Annotated in this window: 14 protein-coding genes and 4 tRNA genes; all 18 read left to right on the top strand. The window is 64.5% G+C overall.

The features are described from left to right. Positions 1 to 93 precede the first annotated feature (93 nt). Positions 94 to 2,565 carry an ATP-dependent helicase HrpB gene (hrpB, locus tag QT386_RS08575; RefSeq protein WP_289273331.1) on the top strand — a complete coding sequence of 824 codons (2,472 nt, stop codon included), beginning with the start codon at positions 94 to 96 and terminating at the stop codon, positions 2,563 to 2,565. Between the two features lie 147 nt (positions 2,566 to 2,712). Then, positions 2,713 to 2,798 (top strand) — tRNA-Tyr (locus QT386_RS08570). Positions 2,799 to 2,822: 24 nt separating this feature from the next. Continuing rightward, positions 2,823 to 2,896, top strand: a tRNA-Gly gene (locus tag QT386_RS08565). A 28-nt stretch (positions 2,897 to 2,924) separates the two neighbouring features. After that, a tRNA-Thr gene (locus QT386_RS08560) sits at positions 2,925 to 3,000 on the top strand. Between the two features lie 147 nt (positions 3,001 to 3,147). Next, positions 3,148 to 4,341 (top strand): elongation factor Tu, encoded by a 1,194-nt coding sequence (tuf, locus tag QT386_RS08555; protein ID WP_289273330.1) that lies wholly within the window; start codon positions 3,148 to 3,150, stop codon positions 4,339 to 4,341. Between the two features lie 78 nt (positions 4,342 to 4,419). Then, positions 4,420 to 4,495: transfer RNA gene (locus QT386_RS08550), tRNA-Trp, on the top strand. 46 nt (positions 4,496 to 4,541) lie between these two features. Next, on the top strand, positions 4,542 to 4,928 hold the full coding sequence (gene secE / locus QT386_RS08545; RefSeq protein WP_289273329.1) for a preprotein translocase subunit SecE: 387 nt from the start codon (positions 4,542 to 4,544) through the stop codon (positions 4,926 to 4,928). A gap of 1 nt (position 4,929) precedes the next feature. Further along, positions 4,930 to 5,463 (top strand): transcription termination/antitermination protein NusG, encoded by a 534-nt coding sequence (nusG, locus tag QT386_RS08540; protein WP_104232421.1) that lies wholly within the window; start codon positions 4,930 to 4,932, stop codon positions 5,461 to 5,463. A 130-nt stretch (positions 5,464 to 5,593) separates the two neighbouring features. Further along, positions 5,594 to 6,025, top strand: a complete 432-nt coding sequence (gene rplK, locus QT386_RS08535; RefSeq protein WP_104232422.1) for a 50S ribosomal protein L11 — start codon at positions 5,594 to 5,596, stop codon at positions 6,023 to 6,025. 3 nt (positions 6,026 to 6,028) lie between these two features. Then, a complete protein-coding gene (rplA, locus tag QT386_RS08530) occupies positions 6,029 to 6,724 on the top strand; it encodes a 50S ribosomal protein L1 (protein ID WP_289273328.1) in 696 nt (231 codons plus the stop codon). Positions 6,725 to 6,987: 263 nt separating this feature from the next. Then, on the top strand, positions 6,988 to 7,515 hold the full coding sequence (gene rplJ, locus QT386_RS08525) for a 50S ribosomal protein L10 (protein ID WP_289273327.1): 528 nt from the start codon (positions 6,988 to 6,990) through the stop codon (positions 7,513 to 7,515). A 55-nt stretch (positions 7,516 to 7,570) separates the two neighbouring features. Further along, positions 7,571 to 7,951: a 50S ribosomal protein L7/L12 gene (gene rplL / locus QT386_RS08520; protein WP_289273326.1), complete on the top strand. Its 381-nt coding sequence runs from the start codon at positions 7,571 to 7,573 to the stop codon at positions 7,949 to 7,951. Positions 7,952 to 8,160: 209 nt separating this feature from the next. Beyond that, the gene (gene rpoB, locus QT386_RS08515) at positions 8,161 to 12,312 is read left to right on the top strand and encodes a DNA-directed RNA polymerase subunit beta (protein WP_289273325.1); all 4,152 of its coding nucleotides are present in this window, start codon (positions 8,161 to 8,163) and stop codon (positions 12,310 to 12,312) included. Positions 12,313 to 12,340: 28 nt separating this feature from the next. Continuing rightward, a complete protein-coding gene (rpoC, locus tag QT386_RS08510) occupies positions 12,341 to 16,624 on the top strand; it encodes a DNA-directed RNA polymerase subunit beta' (RefSeq protein WP_289273324.1) in 4,284 nt (1,427 codons plus the stop codon). Positions 16,625 to 16,942: 318 nt separating this feature from the next. Further along, complete coding sequence (gene rpsL / locus QT386_RS08505) at positions 16,943 to 17,347, top strand: 30S ribosomal protein S12 (protein ID WP_104232428.1); 405 nt, start codon at positions 16,943 to 16,945, stop codon at positions 17,345 to 17,347. A gap of 65 nt (positions 17,348 to 17,412) precedes the next feature. Further along, on the top strand, positions 17,413 to 17,886 hold the full coding sequence (rpsG, locus tag QT386_RS08500; RefSeq protein WP_289273323.1) for a 30S ribosomal protein S7: 474 nt from the start codon (positions 17,413 to 17,415) through the stop codon (positions 17,884 to 17,886). A gap of 36 nt (positions 17,887 to 17,922) precedes the next feature. Further along, entirely contained in the window at positions 17,923 to 20,016 is a 2,094-nt protein-coding gene (gene fusA / locus QT386_RS08495) for an elongation factor G (RefSeq protein WP_289273322.1), read from the top strand. 52 nt (positions 20,017 to 20,068) lie between these two features. Then, positions 20,069 to 20,190, top strand: a 122-nt coding sequence (locus QT386_RS08490; RefSeq protein WP_289273508.1) for a GTP-binding protein, incomplete at its 3' end; no start/stop codon positions are given.

The following is a 20,190-nucleotide window of genomic DNA, read 5'->3' as shown; positions in this document are numbered from 1 at the left end:
ACGGAAGAACACGGACGGGTGGGCCGCGGTCGCCTGCCGCTCGTCTTGATCCGTGCTTGTCCGTGTCATTCCGTGGCAAAAGAGCTTCTTGAGATGAAACGACTACTGCCCGATCTGCCCGTCCGTGAGGCCCTGCCGGCGTTGCGCGCCGCCCTGGCCGATGGCGGCCGCGCCGTGCTGGCCGCACCGCCGGGCTCCGGCAAGACCACCCTGGTGCCGCTGGAACTGCTGGACGAACCCTGGCTGCGCGGGCAGCGCATCGTCATGCTGGAGCCGCGCCGCGTGGCAGCGCGCGCCGCCGCGGCGCGCATGGCGCAGCTGCTGGGCGAGCCGGTAGGCCAGACCGTGGGCTACCAGATCCGCTTCGAGCGCAAGGTTTCCGCGGCCACGCGCATTGAGGTCGTGACCGAGGGCTTGCTGGCGCGGCGCCTGCAGGCAGATCCGGAACTGCCCGGCGTGGGCCTGCTGATCTTCGACGAGTTCCACGAGCGCAGCCTGGATGCCGACCTGGCGCTGGCGCTGAGCCTGGACGTGCGCGCCAACCTCAACCCCGAGCTGCGCCTGCTGGTGATGTCGGCCACGCTGGACACGCAGCGCGTGGCGCGCCTGATGGACGAGGCACCGGTGGTGCAGAGTGGCGGCCAGCTCTACCCGGTGGACATCAAGTACCTCCCGCAGCGCGCCGACGCCGACCATGGCGAGGCGGTGGCGCAGGGCGTGCTGACGGCTCTGACCGAGACCGCCGGCGACGTGCTGGCCTTCCTGCCCGGCGCGCGCGAGATCCGCGGTGCGCAGCGGCGGCTGGAGGCGCGGACCCAGGCGGCCGTCTATCCTCTATATGGCGAGCTGTCTTCTGCCGAGCAGGACGCGGCGCTGCAGCCCGATCGAGACGGCCGCCGCAAGATCATCCTGGCCACCAACATCGCCCAGACCAGCCTGACCGTGGAGGGCGTGACCACCGTGGTGGACGGCGGCCTGGTGCGCGTGGCGCGCTTCGATCTCGGTGCCGGCGCCAACCGCCTGGAGACCCAGCGCGTCTCGCGCGCCTCCGCTGACCAGCGCGCCGGCCGCGCCGGCCGTCTTGGCCCCGGCAGCTGCTACCGCCTGTGGAACCGTGACCAGCAGGCCTCGCTGGCGGCCCACGACACGCCGGAAATCCTCGCCGCCGACCTGTCGCGCTTCGCCCTGGAGCTGGCGTCCTGGGGCGTCTCCGATCCCTCGCAGCTCGGCTTCCTCGATCCGCCGGCCGCGGCCAGCTGGACCTATGCCCGCGACCTGCTGCGCGAATTGGGCGCGGTGGACGCCCAGGGCCGCATCACCGCTCACGGCCGCGGCCTGGCGCGGCTGCCGGCCGCGCCGCGCCGGGCGCAGTTGCTGATGGTGGCGAAAGCCCGCGGCCTCGGCGCCCTGGCGGCCTGGACTGCGGCGGCCCTGGAAGAGCGTGACGGCGGGGCAGGGGACCTGGCCGCCGGCGTGCAGGCCTACCTGCAGGGCCGCGCCGCCGATCCCAGTGCCCTGCGCCGCGTGCGCGACTCGGCGCGGCAGATGGCGCGGCAGATCGACGCCCCCGAGCAGGCTCAGGCCGACGACCGTGACATCGCCCGCCTGGTCAGCTGGGCCTATCCCGAGCGTATCGCGCGCCGCCGCGGCAGCCAGCACGGCGTCTACCTCTGCGAGGACGGCGGCGAGGCCCGCATCGGCGAGCGCGACCCCCTGGCCGCCTCGGAGTGGCTGGCGATCGCCCACTGGGATCCGGGCCCGCCCCGCAAGATCCGCCTGGCAGCGGCACTGAGTGAGGAAGACCTGCTGCGCGACCAGGCCGAACGCATCGTTGAACTGCAGGACTGCCGCTGGGACGCCCAGACCGGGGCGGTGATCTCCGAGACCCAAAAGCGACTGGGCGCCATCGTGCTGGAGCGGCGCATGCTGCGCGGCGCCGGGGCGGCCGAGCCGATCCGCGCCGCCATGATCGAGGGCATCCGTGGCCTGGGGCTGCAGGCGCTGCCGTGGAGCGAGGCCTCCCGCCAGTGGCAGGCGCGGGTCCTGTCGCTGCGCCAATGGCGGCCGGAAGAGGACTGGCCGGATGTTTCCGACGAGGGCCTGCTGGCCAGCCTGGAAACCTGGCTGGGACCTTTCCTGGATGGTGTCACCCGCCGCGACCACCTGGCGCGCCTGGACCTGATGGAAATCCTCAACGCCAGCTTCGACTACGCGCAGCAGCAGAAGCTGGCGCGGCTGGCGCCCACCCACATGGAAGTCCCCACCGGTTCGAACATCCGCCTGGAGTACCGCCCGCCGGAAAAGCCGCTGCTGTCGGTGCGCCTGCAGGAGATGTTCGGCTGCGCCCGGACGCCCACCATCAATGACGGCCGCACCGGCGTGGTGCTGGAACTGCTGTCGCCCGGACAGCGACCGGTGGCGATCACGCCGGACCTAGCCGGCTTCTGGGCCGGCAGCTATGCCGACGTCAGGAAAGACATGAAGGGCTGCTATCCGCGCCATCCCTGGCCCGACGACCCCCTCGAAGCGGCTCCGACCCGGCGGGCGAAGCCCCGGGGCACCTGACGGGGCGGTCCGGAAACAGGGCCGCGCCCAACGCCCGGCCACGGATGGCAACTATTTTGCTGTTGTCACACAAATTTCTATTGACGCGCCGCAGCACCGCGAAGAGAATACGCGGCTCTCCAAGGGCGAAAGCCTCCGGGGAACGGCGGAGAGATACTCAAGCGGCCAACGAGGGCAGACTGTAAATCTGCTGGCTTACGCCTACGGTGGTTCGAATCCACCTCTCTCCACCAGATTTAGCGGTGCGGGTCTGCCTGGCGGGAGTAGTTCAATGGTAGAACTTCGGCCTTCCAAGCCGATAGCGCGGGTTCGATTCCCGTCTCCCGCTCCAGCACCGCGGTTGCTGTAGATCAAGATTTGCCCACGTAGCTCAGTCGGTAGAGCACACCCTTGGTAAGGGTGAGGTCGAAGGTTCGATTCCTTTCGTGGGCACCAAATTCCAGGGATTCGCGTTGCGGGTCCCGAGAGTTTTTTCCCCGCCGGCCGAGAGGCTATGGCGGGTTTTGGCGCAGATGGAAACCCGTCAGACGGGACCACGATCAGGCTATTTTCACTTAAAACACGGTAATCCCGGAGACTTCGATGGCAAAGGAAAAATTCGAGCGCAAGAAGCCGCACGTGAACGTGGGCACGATCGGTCACGTTGACCACGGCAAGACCACGACGACGGCTGCTCTGACGAAGGTGTCTTCGGACAAGTTCGGCGGCACGTACGTGCCGTACGACCAGGTTGCCAAGGCATCCGAGAGCCAGGGCCGTCGCGACGCGACGAAGATTCTGACGATCGCCACCAGCCACGTCGAATACGAAACCGCGAACCGCCACTACGCGCACGTTGACTGCCCGGGCCACGCGGACTACGTCAAGAACATGATCACGGGCGCCGCGCAGATGGACGGCGCGATCCTGGTCGTATCGGCCACCGACGGCCCGATGCCGCAGACCCGCGAGCACGTCCTGCTGGCCAAGCAGGTCAACGTCCCGAAGATCGTGGTCTGGCTGAACAAGTGCGACCTGGTCGATGACGCCGAGCTGCTCGACCTGGTCGAGATGGAAGTGCGCGACCTGCTGAGCAAGTACGGTTTCGACGGCGACAACACCCCGGTGATCCGTGGCGCGGCCGTCAAGGCCATCCAGGGCGACGCCGAGTGGGTTGCCAAGCTCGAGGAGCTGTATGCCGCCCTGGACACCTGGATCCCGGAGCCGGAGCGTGAGACCGACAAGCCGTTCCTGCTGCCGGTGGAAGACGTGTTCTCCATCTCGGGCCGCGGCACGGTGGTGACCGGCCGTATCGAGCGTGGCGTGGTGAAGGTTGGCGAAGAAGTCGAGATCGTCGGCATCCGCGACACCCAGAAGACCATCGTCACGGGCGTCGAGATGTTCCGCAAGCTGCTGGACCAGGGCCAGGCGGGCGACAACGTGGGCCTGCTGCTGCGCGGCACGAAGAAGGAAGACGTCGAGCGCGGCCAGGTGCTGTGCAAGCCGGGCACGATCAAGCCGCACGCCAAGTTCAATGGCGAGGTTTACGTCCTGACGAAGGAAGAGGGCGGCCGTCACACCCCGTTCTTCAAGGGCTACCGTCCGCAGTTCTACTTCCGCACGACCGACGTCACCGGCTCGATCACGTTCGAGCAGGAGATGGTGATGCCGGGCGACAACGTGCAGATGCTGGTTGAGCTGATCAACCCGATCGCCATGGAAGAGGGTGTTCGCTTCGCCATTCGCGAGGGCGGTCGTACCGTCGGCGCCGGCGTCGTCACCAAGATCCTGGCCTAAATCGTCAGTGTTTTGACAGGCGGGCGCGGATTCGCATAGAATCCGCGCCCCTTTTTGGCTTTCCGCGGTAGATAACGTAGGGCGATAGCTCAACTGGTAGAGCGGCGGTCTCCAAAACCGCAGGTTGGGGGTTCGAAACCCTCTCGCCCTGCCATACCCAGCGTGAAAGCACCGTGTGACTGACGAGTTGACCAGGGTTCATGGATACCCAGACCACTGAACAACAAGCCGTTTCCTCTCACAAGGATACGCTGCTGCTGATTGCTGCCGTGGCCCTGCTGCTCGGCGGCATGTTCGCGTTCTACTACTTTGCGGAAAAGCCCCTGCTGGTCCGCTGGCTGGCAATGCTCGCTGGCCTGGCTGCCGGCCTGTTCGTGGCCTACCAGTCGGCTTCGGGCAAGGCGCTCTGGGGCTACGTGACCGGCGCCCGCACCGAACTGCGCAAGGTCGTCTGGCCGAGCCGCCAGGAGAGCATCCAGGCCACGCTGATGATCGCCGTCGTCGTGCTGATCATGGCCGTGCTGCTCTGGGGGCTGGACTCCGCCCTGCTGTGGGGCGTCGAAAAGCTGACCGGCCGAGGGTCCTGAGATGACCATGCGCTGGTACGTGGTTCACGCCTATTCGCAGTATGAGAATTCCGTCATGCGGGCCCTCAAGGAGCGCATCGCGCGCCAGGGCTTGCAGGACCAGTTCGGCGACATCCTCGTCCCGACCGAAGAGGTCGTCGAGATCAAGGATGGCGTCAAGCGCACTACGGAGCGCAAGTTCTTCCCGGGCTACGTGCTCGTTCAGATGGAAATGAACGAAGACACCTGGCACCTGGTGAAGAACACCCCCAAGGTGATGGGTTTCATCGGCGGCACGCCGGACCGTCCGGCGCCGATTTCCGACAAGGAAGCCGAGAAGATCCTCAATCGCGTCACCGAGTCCGTCGAGAAGCCGCGTCCCAAGACGCTGTTCGAGCCGGGCGAGGCGATCCGCGTCAAGGAGGGCCCGTTCGCGGACTTCCAGGGCGTGGTCGAAGAGGTCAACTACGACAAGAACCGCCTGCGCGTCGCAGTGCTGATCTTTGGACGTTCGACCCCTGTGGAATTGGAGTTCAGTCAGGTCGAGAAGGCCTGATCAAGTCAGATAGTAGATAGTAGTCTGTAGATAGTAAAAGCCCCGCTTTTTCAACTATCTACTATCTACCAACCACTATCTGTTTTTAAACGGGGAGCCGCAAGGCGTTCGTACCCATCAGGAGTAATGCATGGCTAAGAAAGTAACGGCCTACATCAAGCTGCAGATCCCTGCAGGCAAGGCCAACCCGGCGCCGCCGGTCGGTCCCGCGCTGGGCCAGAACGGCGTCAACATCATGGCGTTCTGCAAGGAGTTCAACGCAGCGACGCAGAAGCTGGAGCCGGGTATCCCGACTCCGGTCGTGATCACGGTCTACTCGGACAAGAGCTTCACGTTCATCACCAAGACGGCTCCGGCCACGGTGCTGATCAAGAAGGCCGCCGGCATCGAGTCCGGTTCGCCGACCCCGCACACCAAGAAGGTGGGCAAGATCACCAAGAAGCAGGTCGAAGAGATCGCCAAGATCAAGATGCCTGACCTGAATGCCGGCAGCATGGACGCCGCAATGCGCCTGATCGCCGGTTCCGCCCGTTCCATGGGCATCGACGTGGTGGAGAAGTAAGCCATGGCGAAGATCACCAAGAAGGAAAAGGCCCTGGCCGGCAAGGTCGAGCAGGGCAAGCACTACTCGCTCGAGCAGGCTATCGAGCTGATCAAGCAGTGCGCCACCGCCAAGTTCAAGGAATCGGTGGACGTGTCCATCAACCTGGGCGTTGATGCCAAGAAGTCCGACCAGAACGTCCGTGGCTCCACCGTGCTGCCGCACGGCAGCGGCAAGTCGGTCCGCGTCGCCGTGTTCGCGCAGGGCGCCAAGGCCGAGGAAGCCAAGGCCGCCGGCGCCGACGCCGTGGGCATGGAAGACCTGGCCGCCAAGATGAAGGAAGGCGACCTGGGCTACCAGGTCGTGATCGCCGAACCCGCCGCCATGCGCATCGTCGGCGGCCTGGGCCAGGTGCTCGGTCCTCGCGGCCTGATGCCGAACCCGAAGACCGGCACGGTCACCCCGGATGTCGCCGGCGCGGTGAAGAACGCCAAGGCTGGTATGTCCAAGTTCCGTACCGACAAGGCCGGCATCCTGCACTGCTCGATCGGCTCCGCCAGCTTCGACGCCGACAAGATCAAGGACAACCTGATCGCCGTCGTGCGTGACGTGCGCCGCGCCAAGCCGGCAACGTCCAAGGGCCTGTACATCAAGAAGGTGACCCTGTCGACGACGATGGGTCCCGGCGTGCGCGTCGACGTTTCGACCCTGCCGGAATGAACAGCCGGGAATAGGGAATCGGGAATTGGGAATCGTAGAAGCACTGCTTTAACGATTCCCGATTCTCCACCCCCGATTCCCGCAAAGAGATTTGGTAGCGTGGTGTGAAAGCCACGCCGTCAAAGACCGTATGTAGGAACCGGAGAAGTCAGCCGGGGATGTTAAAGGCCGCAAGGCCGCATACGCAGACGGTGCGTGAGCACCGAACAATGGTGGCCTGACCCGCAAGGGAAGGGTCTTATCGGAAGTAACCAGGAGTTCTGATGGCACTCAAGCTGGAAGACAAGAAGGCCCTGGTTGCGGAAGTGAACGAAGTCGCCAAGCGCGCCTACTCCGCCGTTGCGGCGGAATACCGCGGCCTGACGGCCGGCAAGTTCGACATCCTGCGCACGAAGGCCCGTGAAAACGGCGTCTATCTGCACGTGGTGAAGAACACGCTGGCTGCCCGCGCCGTGGAAGGCACCGAATTCGCGTGCCTTGCGCCCGCGCTGACGGGTCCGCTGGTGCTCGGTTTCTCGCTCGAGGATCCGGGTGCGGTGGGTCGCGTGATCAGGGATTTCGCCAAGGAAAACGACAAGCTTGTCGTCAAGGCGGTTGCAGTCGGCGGCACCCTGTACGGGGCCAAGGACATCGAACGTCTGGCGTCCATGCCGACCCGCGAGCAGGCACTGGCCATTCTGGCCGGTACGCTCCTGGCGCCGGTTACCAAGCTCGCCGCCACCCTGGCAGAGCCCGCCGCGAAGGTCGCCCGTGCCGTCAAGGCCGTGGCTGACTCCAAGCAGGCAGCCTAGTTCGCTTTCACAAGTTTCGGCTTTTCACACTTAAACATTTTTTGGAGTTTCACAAATGGCTACGAAAGAAGAAATTCTTGACGGCATTGCCAACCTGACCGTTCTGGATCTGGTTGACCTGGTCAAGATGATCGAAGACAAGTTCGGCGTGACCGCCGCTGCCCCGGTGGCCGTTGCTGCCGCTCCGGGCGCCGCTGCTCCGGCCGCCGCTGTTGAAGAGAAGACCGAGTTCACGGTCGTCCTGGCCTCGATCGATGCCGCCAAGAAGGTTGGCGTCATCAAGGTCGTGCGCGAGCTGACCGGCCTGGGCCTGAAGGAAGCCAAGGACCTGGTCGAGGGCGCGCCCCAGACCGTGAAGGAAGGCGTCGACAAGAAGACCGCCGACGACATGAAGAAGAAGCTGGAAGAAGCCGGCGGCAAGGTCGACCTCAAGTAATCGACCGCGTCATTGGCTTCGACTGTTTCTTCGAAGTGACAAGGCAAGGGCTGGGCGCGAAAGCGCCCGGCCTCTTGCCATTTTCGGTTTCACGCCCGACAGGGCGGCTGTAGCGCGAATTCAAACGCCTGACAAAGACGTCAGCCGTTTGAGTTTGAAGTTTTGTTTGTAATCGCGCCTTTTTGGCGCAAAGACTGATGAGGGTTCCGATGGCCTACTCGTTCACCGAGAAAAAGCGCATCCGCAAGGACTTCAGCAAGCTGAAGGAAACGCTGGAAATCCCGTACCTGCTGGCGACGCAGATCGACTCCTACAGGGATTTCCTGCAGGCCGAGATCCAGCCTGCCCGCCGCCGTGACGCGGGTCTGCAGGCTTCGTTCCGCTCCGTGTTCCCGATGGTGAGCTACAACAACGCCGCCGCCCTGGAGTTCGTGAAGTACCGTCTCGACGAGCCGGTGTTCGAAGAGAAGGAGTGCCGCGTGCGCGGCATGACCTATGCCGCGCCGCTGAAGGTGACGGTGCGCCTGGTGATCTTCGATCGCGAGTCCAAGGAGCGCAAGGTCAAGGACGTGCGAGAGCAGGAGGTCTACCTGGGCGAAGTTCCGCTCATGACCGGCCACGGTACTTTCATCATCAATGGCACCGAGCGCGTCGTGGTGTCGCAGCTGCACCGTTCGCCCGGCGTGTTCTTCGATCACGACAAGGGCAAGACCCACAGCTCGGGCAAGCTGCTCTACTCCGCCCGCATCATTCCGTACCGCGGTTCCTGGCTGGATTTCGAGTTCGACCCGAAGGACAACCTGTTCGCCCGTATCGACCGCCGCCGCAAGCTGCCGGTCACCATCGTGCTGCGTGCACTGGGCTACAACAACGAGCAGATGCTCGCGCTGTTCCACGAGCAGAACACCTTCCGCATGGAGAAGGAGGGCGCCAGCCTTGACCTGATCCCGGAACGCCTGAAGGGCGAGAAGGCCCAGTTCGACATCGTCGCCGACGGCAAGACGCTGGTCGAAGAGAGCAAGCTGATCACCGCTCGCCACATCAAGATGATCGCCGAGGCTGGCCTGAAGCGCCTGTCCGTGCCCGACAGCTACCTGGTTGGCAAGATCATCGCGCGTGACCTGGTGGACGGCAGCTCGGGCGAAGTGCTGGCCGCGGCCAACACCGAGATCACCGAGCAGCTGCTGCCCAAGCTGCGCGCAGCCGGCGTCAAGGAGATCCCGGCCCTCTACGTCAACGACGTGGACAAGGGTCCGTACATCTCCACCACGCTGAACATCGATCCGACCAAGACCAAGCTGGAAGCCCTGGTCGAGATCTACCGCATGATGCGCCCCGGCGAGCCGCCGACCAAGGAAGCGGCCGAGGCCCTGTTCCACGGCATGTTCTTCTCGCCCGAGAAGTACGACCTGTCGGCCGTGGGCCGCATGAAGTTCAACCGCCGCCTGCGCCGTGACACCGTCGAAGGCCCGGGCGTGGTCTATGACGGCGAGCTGTTCGCCAAGCTCAACGACGAAAACGCCAAGAAGCTGGCCGCGCAGTTCGGCAAGGACAAGTCCGACATCGTCGACGTGGTGCGCGAGATCATCGCCATCCGCAACGGCGAGCAGCAGACCGACGATATCGACCACCTCGGCAACCGCCGCATCCGTGCGGTGGGCGAGATGACCGAGAACGTCTTCCGCACCGGCCTGGTGCGCGTCGAGCGCGCCGTGCGCGAGCGCCTGGCGCTGGCCGAGGCCGAGAACCTGACGCCGCAGGACCTGATCAACGCCAAGCCCGTTTCGGCCGCGATCAAGGAGTTCTTCGGTTCGTCGCAGCTGTCGCAGTTCATGGACCAGAACAACCCGCTGTCGGAGGTCACGCACAAGCGTCGCGTGTCCGCCCTCGGCCCGGGCGGCCTGACGCGCGAGCGCGCCGGCTTCGAAGTCCGCGACGTGCACCCGACCCACTACGGTCGCGTCTGCCCGATCGAAACCCCTGAAGGCCCGAACATCGGCCTGATCAACTCGCTGGCCTGCTACGCCCGCACCAACGAGTACGGCTTCCTCGAGACCGCCTACCGCAAGGTGGTGGACGGCAAGGTCACCGACCAGGTCGAATACCTGTCGGCGATCGAAGAAGGCCGCTACGTCATCGCCCAGGCGAACTCGGAGCTCAACGCCAAGAACCAGTTCTCCGCCGAGCTGGTATCGGTGCGCTTCCAGAACGAATTCACCATGATGGCACCGGACAAGGTCCAGTACATGGACGTGTCGCCGCGCCAGATCGTGTCGGTCGCCGCCGCGCTGATCCCGTTCCTGGAGCACGACGACGCCAACCGCGCCCTGATGGGCTCGAACATGCAGCGCCAGGCTGTCCCGACGCTGCGCGCCGACAAGCCGCTGGTCGGCACCGGCATCGAGCGCCGCGTGGCTGTCGACTCCGGCAACGCCATCCAGGCGCGCCGTGGGGGCCTGGTCGAGAAGGTCGACGCCGGCCGCGTGGTGATCCGCGTGAACGACGACGAGACCATCGCCGGCGAAGCGGGCGTAGACATCTACAACTTCGTCAAGTACGTCCGCTCCAACCAGAACACCTGCATCAACCAGAAGCCGATCGTGAAGCCGGGTGACGTCGTCGCCCGCGGTGACGTGATCGCCGACGGTCCCTCGACCGACCTGGGCGAGCTGGCGCTGGGCCAGAACATGCTGATCGCGTTCATGCCCTGGAACGGCTACAACTTCGAGGACTCGATCCTGATCTCGGAGCGCGTCGTCGAGGAAGATCGCTTCACCACGATCCACATCGAAGAGCTGACCTGCGTCGCCCGCGAAACCAAGCTGGGGCCCGAGGAAATCACCGCCGACATCCCGAACGTCAACGAAGCCGCCCTGCGCAAGCTGGATGAAGCCGGCATCGTCTACATCGGCGCCGAGGTCAAGGCCGGCGACCTGCTGTGCGGCAAGGTCACCCCCAAGGGCGAGACCCAGCTGACGCCGGAAGAGAAGCTGCTGCGCGCGATCTTCGGCGAGAAGGCCAGCGACGTGAAGGACACCTCGCTGCGCGTGCCGGCCGGCATGGACGGCACCGTGATCGACGTGCGCGTCTTCACCCGCGAGGGTGTCAAGAAGGACAAGCGCGCCCTGGCGATCGAGGAGGCCGAGCTGGCTTCCGTGCGCAAGGACCTGAACGACCAGCAGCGCATCTTCGAGGACGACATCTACGATCGTCTGCGCAAGATCCTGCTGAACAAGACCGCCGACGGCGGTCCCAACAAGCTGAAGAAGGGCGAGAAGGTCACTGCGGCCTACCTGGACGGCATCGAGCGCGACAAGTGGTTCGAGATCCGCCTGCAGGAGGACGAGGTCCAGAACCAGCTGGAAGGCGCCGCCAAGCAGCTCAAGGACATGCGCTCGGAGTTCGACAAGCGCTACGAGAACAAGAAGCGCAAGATCACCGCCGGCGACGAGCTGTCCCCGGGCGTGCTGAAGATGGTCAAGGTCTACCTGGCCGTGAAGCGTCGCATCCAGCCGGGTGACAAGATGGCCGGCCGCCACGGCAACAAGGGCGTGATCTCGCAGATCGTGCCGGTCGAGGACATGCCGCACATGGATGACGGCACCCCGGTCGACATCGTGCTGAACCCGCTGGGCGTGCCTTCGCGCATGAACATCGGCCAGCTGCTCGAGGTTCACCTGGGCTGGGCGTCCAAGGGCATCGGCAAGAAAATCGACGAGATGCTCAAGCAGCAGAAGGCCGTGGCCGAGCTGCGCAAGTTCCTCGACAAGGTCTACAACACGACCGGCAAGGGCGTGCAGGCCGTCGAGATCGACAGCTTCTCGGACGAGGAGATCGTCAACCTGGCGCGCAACCTCGTCGGCGGCGTGCCGATGGCGACCCCGGTGTTCGACGGCGCCTCGGAAGAAGAGCTGAAGGACATGCTGGAGCTGGCGGGCATGCCGCGCAACGGCCAGTCCACCCTGACCGACGGACGCACCGGCGAGCAGTTCTCACGCCAGGTCACGGTCGGCTACATGTACATGCTGAAGCTGAACCACCTGGTCGACGACAAGATGCACGCCCGCTCGACCGGCCCGTACTCGCTCGTCACCCAGCAGCCGCTGGGTGGCAAGGCGCAGTTCGGCGGCCAGCGCTTCGGTGAAATGGAAGTCTGGGCGCTGGAAGCCTACGGTGCCGCGTACACGCTGCAGGAAATGCTGACGGTGAAGTCCGACGACACCAACGGCCGTACCCGCATGTACAAGGCCATCGTGGACGGCGATCACCGCATGCACGCCGGCATGCCGGAGTCGTTCAACGTGCTGGTCAAGGAAATCCGCTCGATCGGCCTGAACATCGAGCTGGAACAGAACCAGTAAGGCATCCGGACAGATATAGGAGTTACCCATGAAAGAACTGTTCAATCTGCTCCGCAACCCCGAGGAAGCCGAGGACTTCGACGCCATCAAGATCGGCCTGTCGTCGCCCGAGGTGATCCGTTCCTGGTCGTACGGCGAGGTCAAGAAGCCGGAAACGATCAACTACCGCACCTTCAAGCCGGAGCGCGACGGCCTGTTCTGCGCCAAGATCTTCGGGCCCATCAAGGACTACGAGTGCCTCTGCGGCAAGTACAAGCGCCTGAAGCACCGTGGCGTGGTCTGCGAGAAGTGCGGCGTCGAAGTCACCGTGACCAAGGTGCGCCGTGAGCGCATGGGCCACATCGACCTGGCCTCGCCGGTCGCCCATATCTGGTTCCTGAAGTCGCTGCCGAGCCGTATCGGCCTGCTGCTGGACATGCCGCTGCGCGCCATCGAGCGCGTGCTGTACTTCGAAGCGCACATCGTCGTCGATCCGGGCCTGACTCCTCTGGAGCGGGGCACGCTGCTGACCGAAGAGGACTACCTCAACAACGTCGAGCAGCACGGCGACGACTTCGACGCCCGCATGGGTGCCGAGGCCGTGCATGACCTGCTCAAGGGCATCGATCTGCAGCGCGAAGCGATCCGCCTGCGCGAGGAGTTGGCCGGCACCACGTCGGAAACCAAGCTCAAGAAGCTCGGCAAGCGCCTCAAGCTGATCGAATACTTCATCTCCTCGGGCAACCGTCCGGAGTGGATGATCCTGACCGTGCTGCCGGTGCTGCCGCCGGACCTGCGTCCGCTGGTGCCGCTGGACGGCGGCCGCTTCGCGACGTCGGACCTCAACGACCTGTACCGCCGCGTCATCAACCGCAACAACCGCCTCAAGCGCCTGCTCGAGCTGACCGCACCGGACATCATCGTCCGTAACGAAAAGCGCATGCTGCAGGAGTCGGTGGACGCCCTGATCGACAACGGCCGCCGCGGCCGTGCGATCACCGGCACCAACAAGCGCCCGCTCAAGTCGCTCGCCGACATGATCAAGGGCAAGCAGGGCCGCTTCCGCCAGAACCTCCTGGGCAAGCGCGTCGACTACTCCGGCCGTTCGGTCATCGTGGTCGGCCCGACGCTGAAGCTGCACCAGTGCGGCCTGCCGAAGAAGATGGCGCTCGAGCTGTTCAAGCCCTTCGTGTTCAGCCGCCTGCAGCGCCTGGGCATCGCCACCACCATCAAGGCGGCGAAGAAGATGGTGGAGCGCGAGGAGCCGGTGGTCTGGGACGCGCTGGAAGAGTGCATCAAGGAGCACCCGGTGTTGCTGAACCGCGCGCCGACCCTGCACCGTCTGGGCATCCAGGCCTTCGAGCCGATCCTGATCGAAGGCAAGGCCATCAACCTGCACCCGCTGGTCTGCACGGCGTTCAACGCCGACTTCGACGGCGACCAGATGGCCGTGCACGTGCCGCTGTCGCTCGAAGCGCAGATCGAAGCCCGCGTGCTGATGATGTCGACCAACAACATCCTGTCGCCGGCGTCGGGTGATCCGATCATCGTGCCGTCGCAGGACGTCATCCTCGGCCTGTACTGGCTGTCGCGTGAGCGCGTCAACGCCAAGGGTGAGGGCATGGTGCTGTCCGACGTGTCGGAAGTGCATCGCGCCTACGAGAACGGCGAGCTCGACCTGCAGGCCAAGATCAAGGTCCGCCTGAAGGACGTCACCGAGGCCGGCGAGAAGATCACCCACATCGTCGACACGACGACGGGCCGCGCCCTGCTGTCCGACATCCTGCCGGAGACCATCCCGTTCTCGGTCATCAACAAGACCCTGACGAAGAAGGAAATCGGCCGCATCATCAACTACGTGTACCGCAAGGCCGGCACCAAGGACACGGTCGTGTTCGCCGACCAGATCATGTACACGGGCTTCCGCATGTCGACCAAGGCCGGCATCTCCTTCTGCCTCGATGACATCATCGTGCCGGAAGAGAAGGCCCACATCCTCGAAGCCGCCGAGACCAAGGTCAAGGAAGTCGACACCGAGTACAACCAGGGCCTGACCACCCAGGGCGAGCGCAAGAACCGCGTCATCGACATCTGGTCGCGCGCCAACGACGACATCTCCAAGGCGATGATGGTGCGTATCGGCAGCGAAGCGGTGAAGACCCGCGACGGCAAGGACGCCAAGCAGCCGTCGTTCAACTCCGTGTTCATGATGGCCGACTCCGGCGCCCGTGGTAGCCAGGCGCAGATCCGCCAGCTGGCCGGCATGCGCGGCCTGATGGCCAAGCCGGACGGCTCGATCATCGAGACGCCGATCACCGCGAACTTCCGCGAGGGTCTGAACGTCCTGCAGTACTTCATCTCCACCCACGGTGCCCGTAAGGGTCTCGCGGATACCGCGCTCAAGACCGCCAACTCGGGCTACCTGACCCGCCGTCTGGTGGACGTGGCGCAGGACATGGTCGTCACCGGCCAGGACTGCGGCACCGAGCATGGCCTGCTGATGATGCCGATCGTGGAAGGTGGCGACATCCTCGAGCCGTTGCGCGACCGCGTGCTGGGCCGAGTGGTGCTGCGCGATGTCTACAAGCCGGGCGGCGACGATGAAGTCGTCATCCCGCAGGGCACCATGATCGACGAGCACTGGGCCGACACGCTGGAAAAGAACAGCGTCGACGAGGTCTGGGTCCGTTCGCCGATCACCTGCGAGCTGCCCTTCGGCGTCTGCGGCAAGTGCTACGGCCGCGACTTGGCCCGTGGCCACATCGTCAACATCGGCGAAGCGGTCGGCGTCATCGCCGCCCAGTCGATCGGCGAACCGGGCACGCAGCTGACCATGCGTACCTTCCACGTCGGTGGTGCCGCTTCCCGTGCGGCCTCCAAGGACGGCGTGGACGCGCGTGCCGCCGGCACCGCGCGCCTGCACAACATCAAGACCGTCACCAACAAGGACGGCCTGCTGGTGGCCGTGTCGCGTTCCGGTGAAATCGGCGTGATCGATGCCCAGGGCCGTGAGCGCGAGCGCTACAAGATCCCCTACGGCGCCACCATCGTGGTGCGCGACGGCGAGGAGCTCAAGGCCGGCCAGCGCCTGGCCAAGTGGGATCCGCACACCCATCCGATCATCACCGAGCTGTCGGGCTTCGCGAAGTTCCAGGACTTCCAGGAAGGCATGACGGTGACCCGCGAGACCGACCCGCTGACGGGCATGGCCACGCTGGTCATCACCGACGCCAAGTCGCGTGGTTCGGCGGGCAAGGACATGAAGCCGACCATCATGCTGGTCGATGTCAAGGGCAAGCAGCTGAGCTTCCCGGGCACCGACATCCCGGCGGCCTACACCCTGCCGCCGAAGGCGATCATCACGGTCGAGGACGGCGACGAGGTCACGGTGGGCGGCGTCATCGCCCGCATTCCGCAGGAAGCCTCCAAGTCGCGCGACATCACCGGTGGTCTGCCGCGCGTCGCCGACCTGTTCGAGGCCCGCAAGCCGAAGGAACCGGCGGTCCTGGCCGAGGCCAGCGGCACCATCAAGTTCGGTCCGGGCACCAAGGGCAAGCAGCGCATCAAGATCGTCCAGGCCGACGGCGAAGAAGTCGAGATCCTGGTGCCGAAGTGGGTGGAAATCCGCGTCTTCGAAGGTGAATTCGTCGAAAAGGGCGAAATCATTTCCGACGGCGAGCCGAGCCCGCATGACATCCTGCGCCTGCAGGGCGTCACCGCGCTGGCGAACTACCTCGTCAAGGAAATCCAGGACGTCTACCGCCTGCAGGGCGTGAAGATCAACGACAAGCACATCGAGACGATCATCCGCCAGATGCTGCGCAAGGTGGAGATCACGGAGACGGGCGACACCCGCTTCCTCACCGGCGAACAGGTCGAGATCTTCCACGTGCTGGCCGAGAACAAGAAGGTCACCGGCACCGGCGGCCGCCAGTCCAACTTCGAGCGCCAACTGCTGGGCATCACCAAGGCCTCGCTGTCGACCGAGTCGTTCATCTCGGCGGCTTCGTTCCAGGAAACCACCCGCGTCCTCACCGAGGCCTCGGTCCGCGGTTCCCGCGACGAGCTGCGCGGCCTGAAGGAGAACGTCATCGTCGGCCGCCTGATCCCGGCCGGTACGGGCCTGGCCTACCACGAGCAGCGCCGCAAGGCGCGTGGCGGCAGCCTGCTGGCCGACCTCCAAGCGGCGGCGCTGAACAGCACCGGCAGCTTCGAGGCCAATGCCGGCGATCGCCTGGCCGCTCGCGTCAGCGCGGCCATGGAAGACGAAGAGGCCGAGGGCAGCACGGCGGACCGTACGGGCGCCGAGGACGAAGAGTCTTCAGAGGATTGAAACCCGGCCGGTTCCGGCCGTGCTTCACGGAAAAGCCCCGCTTCTCGCGGGGCTTTTCCGTCAGCCGGGCAGGGAACCCAAGGCGACAGTCCGTGATTAAAGATTGAGCTTTACTGCTTTATATAACTGTTTGTAACCAGTACCGCAGCATTGCCGTAAAGGGCGCGCAACAAGCTCCCCACGGTGTTGACAAGTGCCTGTTTTGACTCCCCTTAAAGGGTTGACACTGCAGGGCCGCCTGTCTATGATGCGCCCCCTTTCCCCGACGGGCCTCCGACTGTGGCCCGTCTTTTCTTTGTCAAGCCGGGAAGTACCAACGTGCCAACGATCAACCAGCTAGTGCGCAAGGGCCGCTCCACCCTGGAGACCAAGTCCAAAGTGCCTGCGCTCACGGGCTCGCCGCAGAAGCGCGGCGTCTGCACCCGCGTCTACACCACGACCCCCAAGAAGCCGAACTCGGCTCTCCGTAAGGTCTGCAAGGTGCGCCTCACCAACGGGTTCGAGGTCATCTCCTACATCGGCGGCGAAGGTCACAACCTTCAGGAACACTCCGTCGTGATGATCCGCGGCGGCCGTGTGAAAGATCTTCCCGGTGTGCGCTACCACACCGTTCGCGGCACCCTGGACTGCGCTGGCATCGACAAGCGTCGCCAGAGCCGTTCGAAGTACGGCGCCAAGCGTCCCAAGGCCGGTGCTGCTCCGGCGGCCGGCAAGAAGAAGTAAAGACGGGCTCAGGCCCGAGTAAGGAGCGGATTCTCCGCTCCTGAAGACCCACACAGGAATCAGATATGTCGCGTCGTCGCAAGCCGGAAATCCGCAAGGTTCTTCCCGACCCGAAGTACAAGTCCCAGATGCTGTCCAAGTTCATCAACATGGTGATGGAAGACGGCAAGAAGGCCGTGGCCGAGAAGATCGTCTACGGTGCGATCGACCAGGTCATCGCCAAGAAGAAGGTGACCGAGCCCGTCGAGTTCATCCAGAACGCCTTCGACAACGTCGCCCCGACGGTCGAGGTCAAGTCCCGCCGCGTCGGCGGCGCGACCTACCAGGTCCCGGTTGAAGTGCGCGCCACCCGCCGCACCACGCTGGCGATGCGTTGGATCCTCGACGCCGCCGGCAACCGCGGCGAGAAGGGCATGGTCGACCGCCTGGCCGGCGAGTTGATCGATGCCGTCGAGCACCGTGGCGCCGCCGTGAAGAAGCGCGAAGACACGCACCGCATGGCCGAGGCCAACAAGGCCTTCGCACACTTCCGCTGGTAAGCCTGACCCCCATCCTTTAGGAACTCCGAGCTTCTCATGGCACGCACTACGCCCATCGAGCGTTATCGCAACATCGGTATCTCCGCGCACATCGACGCGGGCAAGACCACCACCACCGAGCGCGTGCTGTTCTACACCGGCGTCAACCACAAGATCGGCGAGGTGCATAACGGCGCCGCGACGATGGACTGGATGGAGCAGGAGCAGGAGCGCGGCATCACGATCACCTCCGCTGCGACCACGACGTTCTGGAAAGGCATGGCCAACCAGTTCGACCAGCATCGCATCAACATCATCGACACCCCTGGCCACGTCGACTTCACCATCGAAGTCGAGCGTTCCATGCGCGTGCTCGATGGCGCCTGCATGCTGTACTGCGCCGTGGGTGGCGTGCAGCCGCAGTCGGAGACCGTGTGGCGCCAGGCCACGAAGTACAAGGTTCCGCGCCTCGCGTTCGTCAACAAGATGGACCGCACCGGCGCTGACTTCTTCAAGGTCGTCAAGCAGATCAAGGAAAAGCTCCGCGCCAACCCGGTGCCCATCCAGATCCCCATCGGCGCCGAGGACAAGTTCCAGGGCGTGGTCGATCTGGTCAAGATGAAAGCCATCATCTGGAGCGACGCCGACAAGGGCGTCACCTTCACCTACGGCGAAATCCCCGCCGACCTGGTCGAGACCGCCAAGAAGTGGCGTGAGAACATGGTCGAGGCGGCTGCCGAGGCCAGCGAAGAGCTGATGAACAAGTACCTCGAGAACGGCGACCTGGAAGAGGCCGAGCTCAAGCTCGCGCTGCGCCAGCGTACGCTCGCCCTCGAGATCTTCCCGATGCTCTGCGGCTCGGCCTTCAAGAACAAGGGTGTGCAGGCCATGCTCGACGCCGTCGTCGAGTACCTGCCGGCACCGACCGACGTCCCGTCGGTGGAAGCGCACGATGTCGAGGACTACGACAAGCTGATCGAGCGCAAGGCGCAGGACAGTGAGCCGTTCTCGGCCCTGGCGTTCAAGATCATGACCGACAAGTACGTCGGCGCGCTGACCTTCATCCGCGTCTACTCGGGCGTGCTGAAGCAGGGCGATGCCGTGTACAACTCGCGCAATGGCAAGACCGAGCGTATCGGCCGCCTCGTGCAGATGCACGCCAACGAGCAGCAGGCGATCACCGAAGTGCACGCCGGCGATATCGCTGCCTGCGTCGGCTTGAAGGATGTCTACACCGGCACCACGCTGGCCGATCAGGACAAGCCGGTCGTGCTCGAGCGCATGGTGTTCCCGGAGCCGGTCATCAGCCAGGCTGTCGAGCCGAAGACCAAGGCCGACCAGGAAAAGATGGGCATCGCCCTCGGCCGTCTGGCCCAGGAAGATCCATCCTTCCGCGTCAAGACCGACGAGGAAACCGGCCAGACCATCATGTCCGGCATGGGCGAACTGCACCTGGAAATCCTCGTTGACCGCATGAAGCGCGAGTACAACGTGGAAGCCAATGTCGGCGCTCCGCAGGTTGCCTACCGCGAGACCATCCGCAAGGCCGTCGAGCAGGAAGGCAAGTACGCCAAGCAGTCCGGCGGCAAGGGCCAGTTCGGCCACGTCTGGCTCAAGATCGAGCCGAACGAGACCGGCAAGGGCTACGAGTTCGTCAACGAGATCGTGGGCGGCGTCATCCCCAAGGAATTTATCCCGGCGGTGGACAAGGGCCTGCGCGACGCGATCAAGACGGGCGTGTTGGCCGGCTACCCGGTGGTGGACATCAAGATCTCGCTGACCGACGGTTCGTACCACGAAGTCGACTCGTCCGAAATCGCGTTCCGTGTCGCCGCGTCCATGGCGTTCAAGGACGGCTGCCAGAAGGCCAGCCCGGTCCTGCTCGAGCCGATCATGAGCGTCGAAGTGGAAACCCCGGAAGACTACACCGGCGACGTCATGGGCGACCTCAACCGTCGTCGCGGCGTCATCCTGGGCATGGAAGACAACTTCGGTGCCAAGGTGGTTTCCGCCGAGGTTCCTCTGGCCGAAATGTTCGGGTACTCGACCTCGCTGCGCTCCATGAGCCAGGGCCGTGCGACCTACACGATGGAATTCAAGAAGTACCAGGACGCTCCGCGCAATGTCCTGGAAGCACTGAACAAGAAGTAAGTTTCACACCACGAACGCTAGTCCGTAACGACATTTTCTAGGGTTAAGAGCAATGGCAAAGGAAAAATTCGAGCGCAAGAAGCCGCACGTGAACGTGGGCACGATCGGTCACGTTGACCACGGCAAGACCACGACGACGGCTGCTCTGACGAAGGTGTCTTCGGACAAGTTCGG

This window comes from Solimonas sp. SE-A11 (assembly GCF_030345715.1).
In the GTDB taxonomy this organism is placed as follows: Bacteria; Pseudomonadota; Gammaproteobacteria; order Nevskiales; family Nevskiaceae; genus Solimonas_A.
The sequence above is the reverse complement of the archived record's forward strand: the minus strand, read 5'-3'. Positions and strand labels throughout refer to the sequence as shown.

Bases quoted from the DNA above. Each gene is read 5' to 3' on its own strand.
- rplL (WP_289273326.1), top strand. From the start codon at position 7,571: ATGGCTACGAAAGAAGAAATTCTTGACGGCATTGCCAACCTGACCGTT.
- rpsG (WP_289273323.1), top strand. From the start codon at position 17,413: ATGTCGCGTCGTCGCAAGCCGGAAATCCGCAAGGTTCTTCCCGACCCG.
- tuf (WP_289273330.1), top strand. From the start codon at position 3,148: ATGGCAAAGGAAAAATTCGAGCGCAAGAAGCCGCACGTGAACGTGGGC.
- fusA (WP_289273322.1), top strand. From the start codon at position 17,923: ATGGCACGCACTACGCCCATCGAGCGTTATCGCAACATCGGTATCTCC.
- rpoC (WP_289273324.1), top strand. From the start codon at position 12,341: ATGAAAGAACTGTTCAATCTGCTCCGCAACCCCGAGGAAGCCGAGGAC.
- hrpB (WP_289273331.1), top strand. From the start codon at position 94: ATGAAACGACTACTGCCCGATCTGCCCGTCCGTGAGGCCCTGCCGGCG.
- rpoB (WP_289273325.1), top strand. From the start codon at position 8,161: ATGGCCTACTCGTTCACCGAGAAAAAGCGCATCCGCAAGGACTTCAGC.
- rplJ (WP_289273327.1), top strand. From the start codon at position 6,988: ATGGCACTCAAGCTGGAAGACAAGAAGGCCCTGGTTGCGGAAGTGAAC.
- secE (WP_289273329.1), top strand. From the start codon at position 4,542: ATGGATACCCAGACCACTGAACAACAAGCCGTTTCCTCTCACAAGGAT.
- rplA (WP_289273328.1), top strand. From the start codon at position 6,029: ATGGCGAAGATCACCAAGAAGGAAAAGGCCCTGGCCGGCAAGGTCGAG.
- nusG (WP_104232421.1), top strand. From the start codon at position 4,930: ATGACCATGCGCTGGTACGTGGTTCACGCCTATTCGCAGTATGAGAAT.
- rplK (WP_104232422.1), top strand. From the start codon at position 5,594: ATGGCTAAGAAAGTAACGGCCTACATCAAGCTGCAGATCCCTGCAGGC.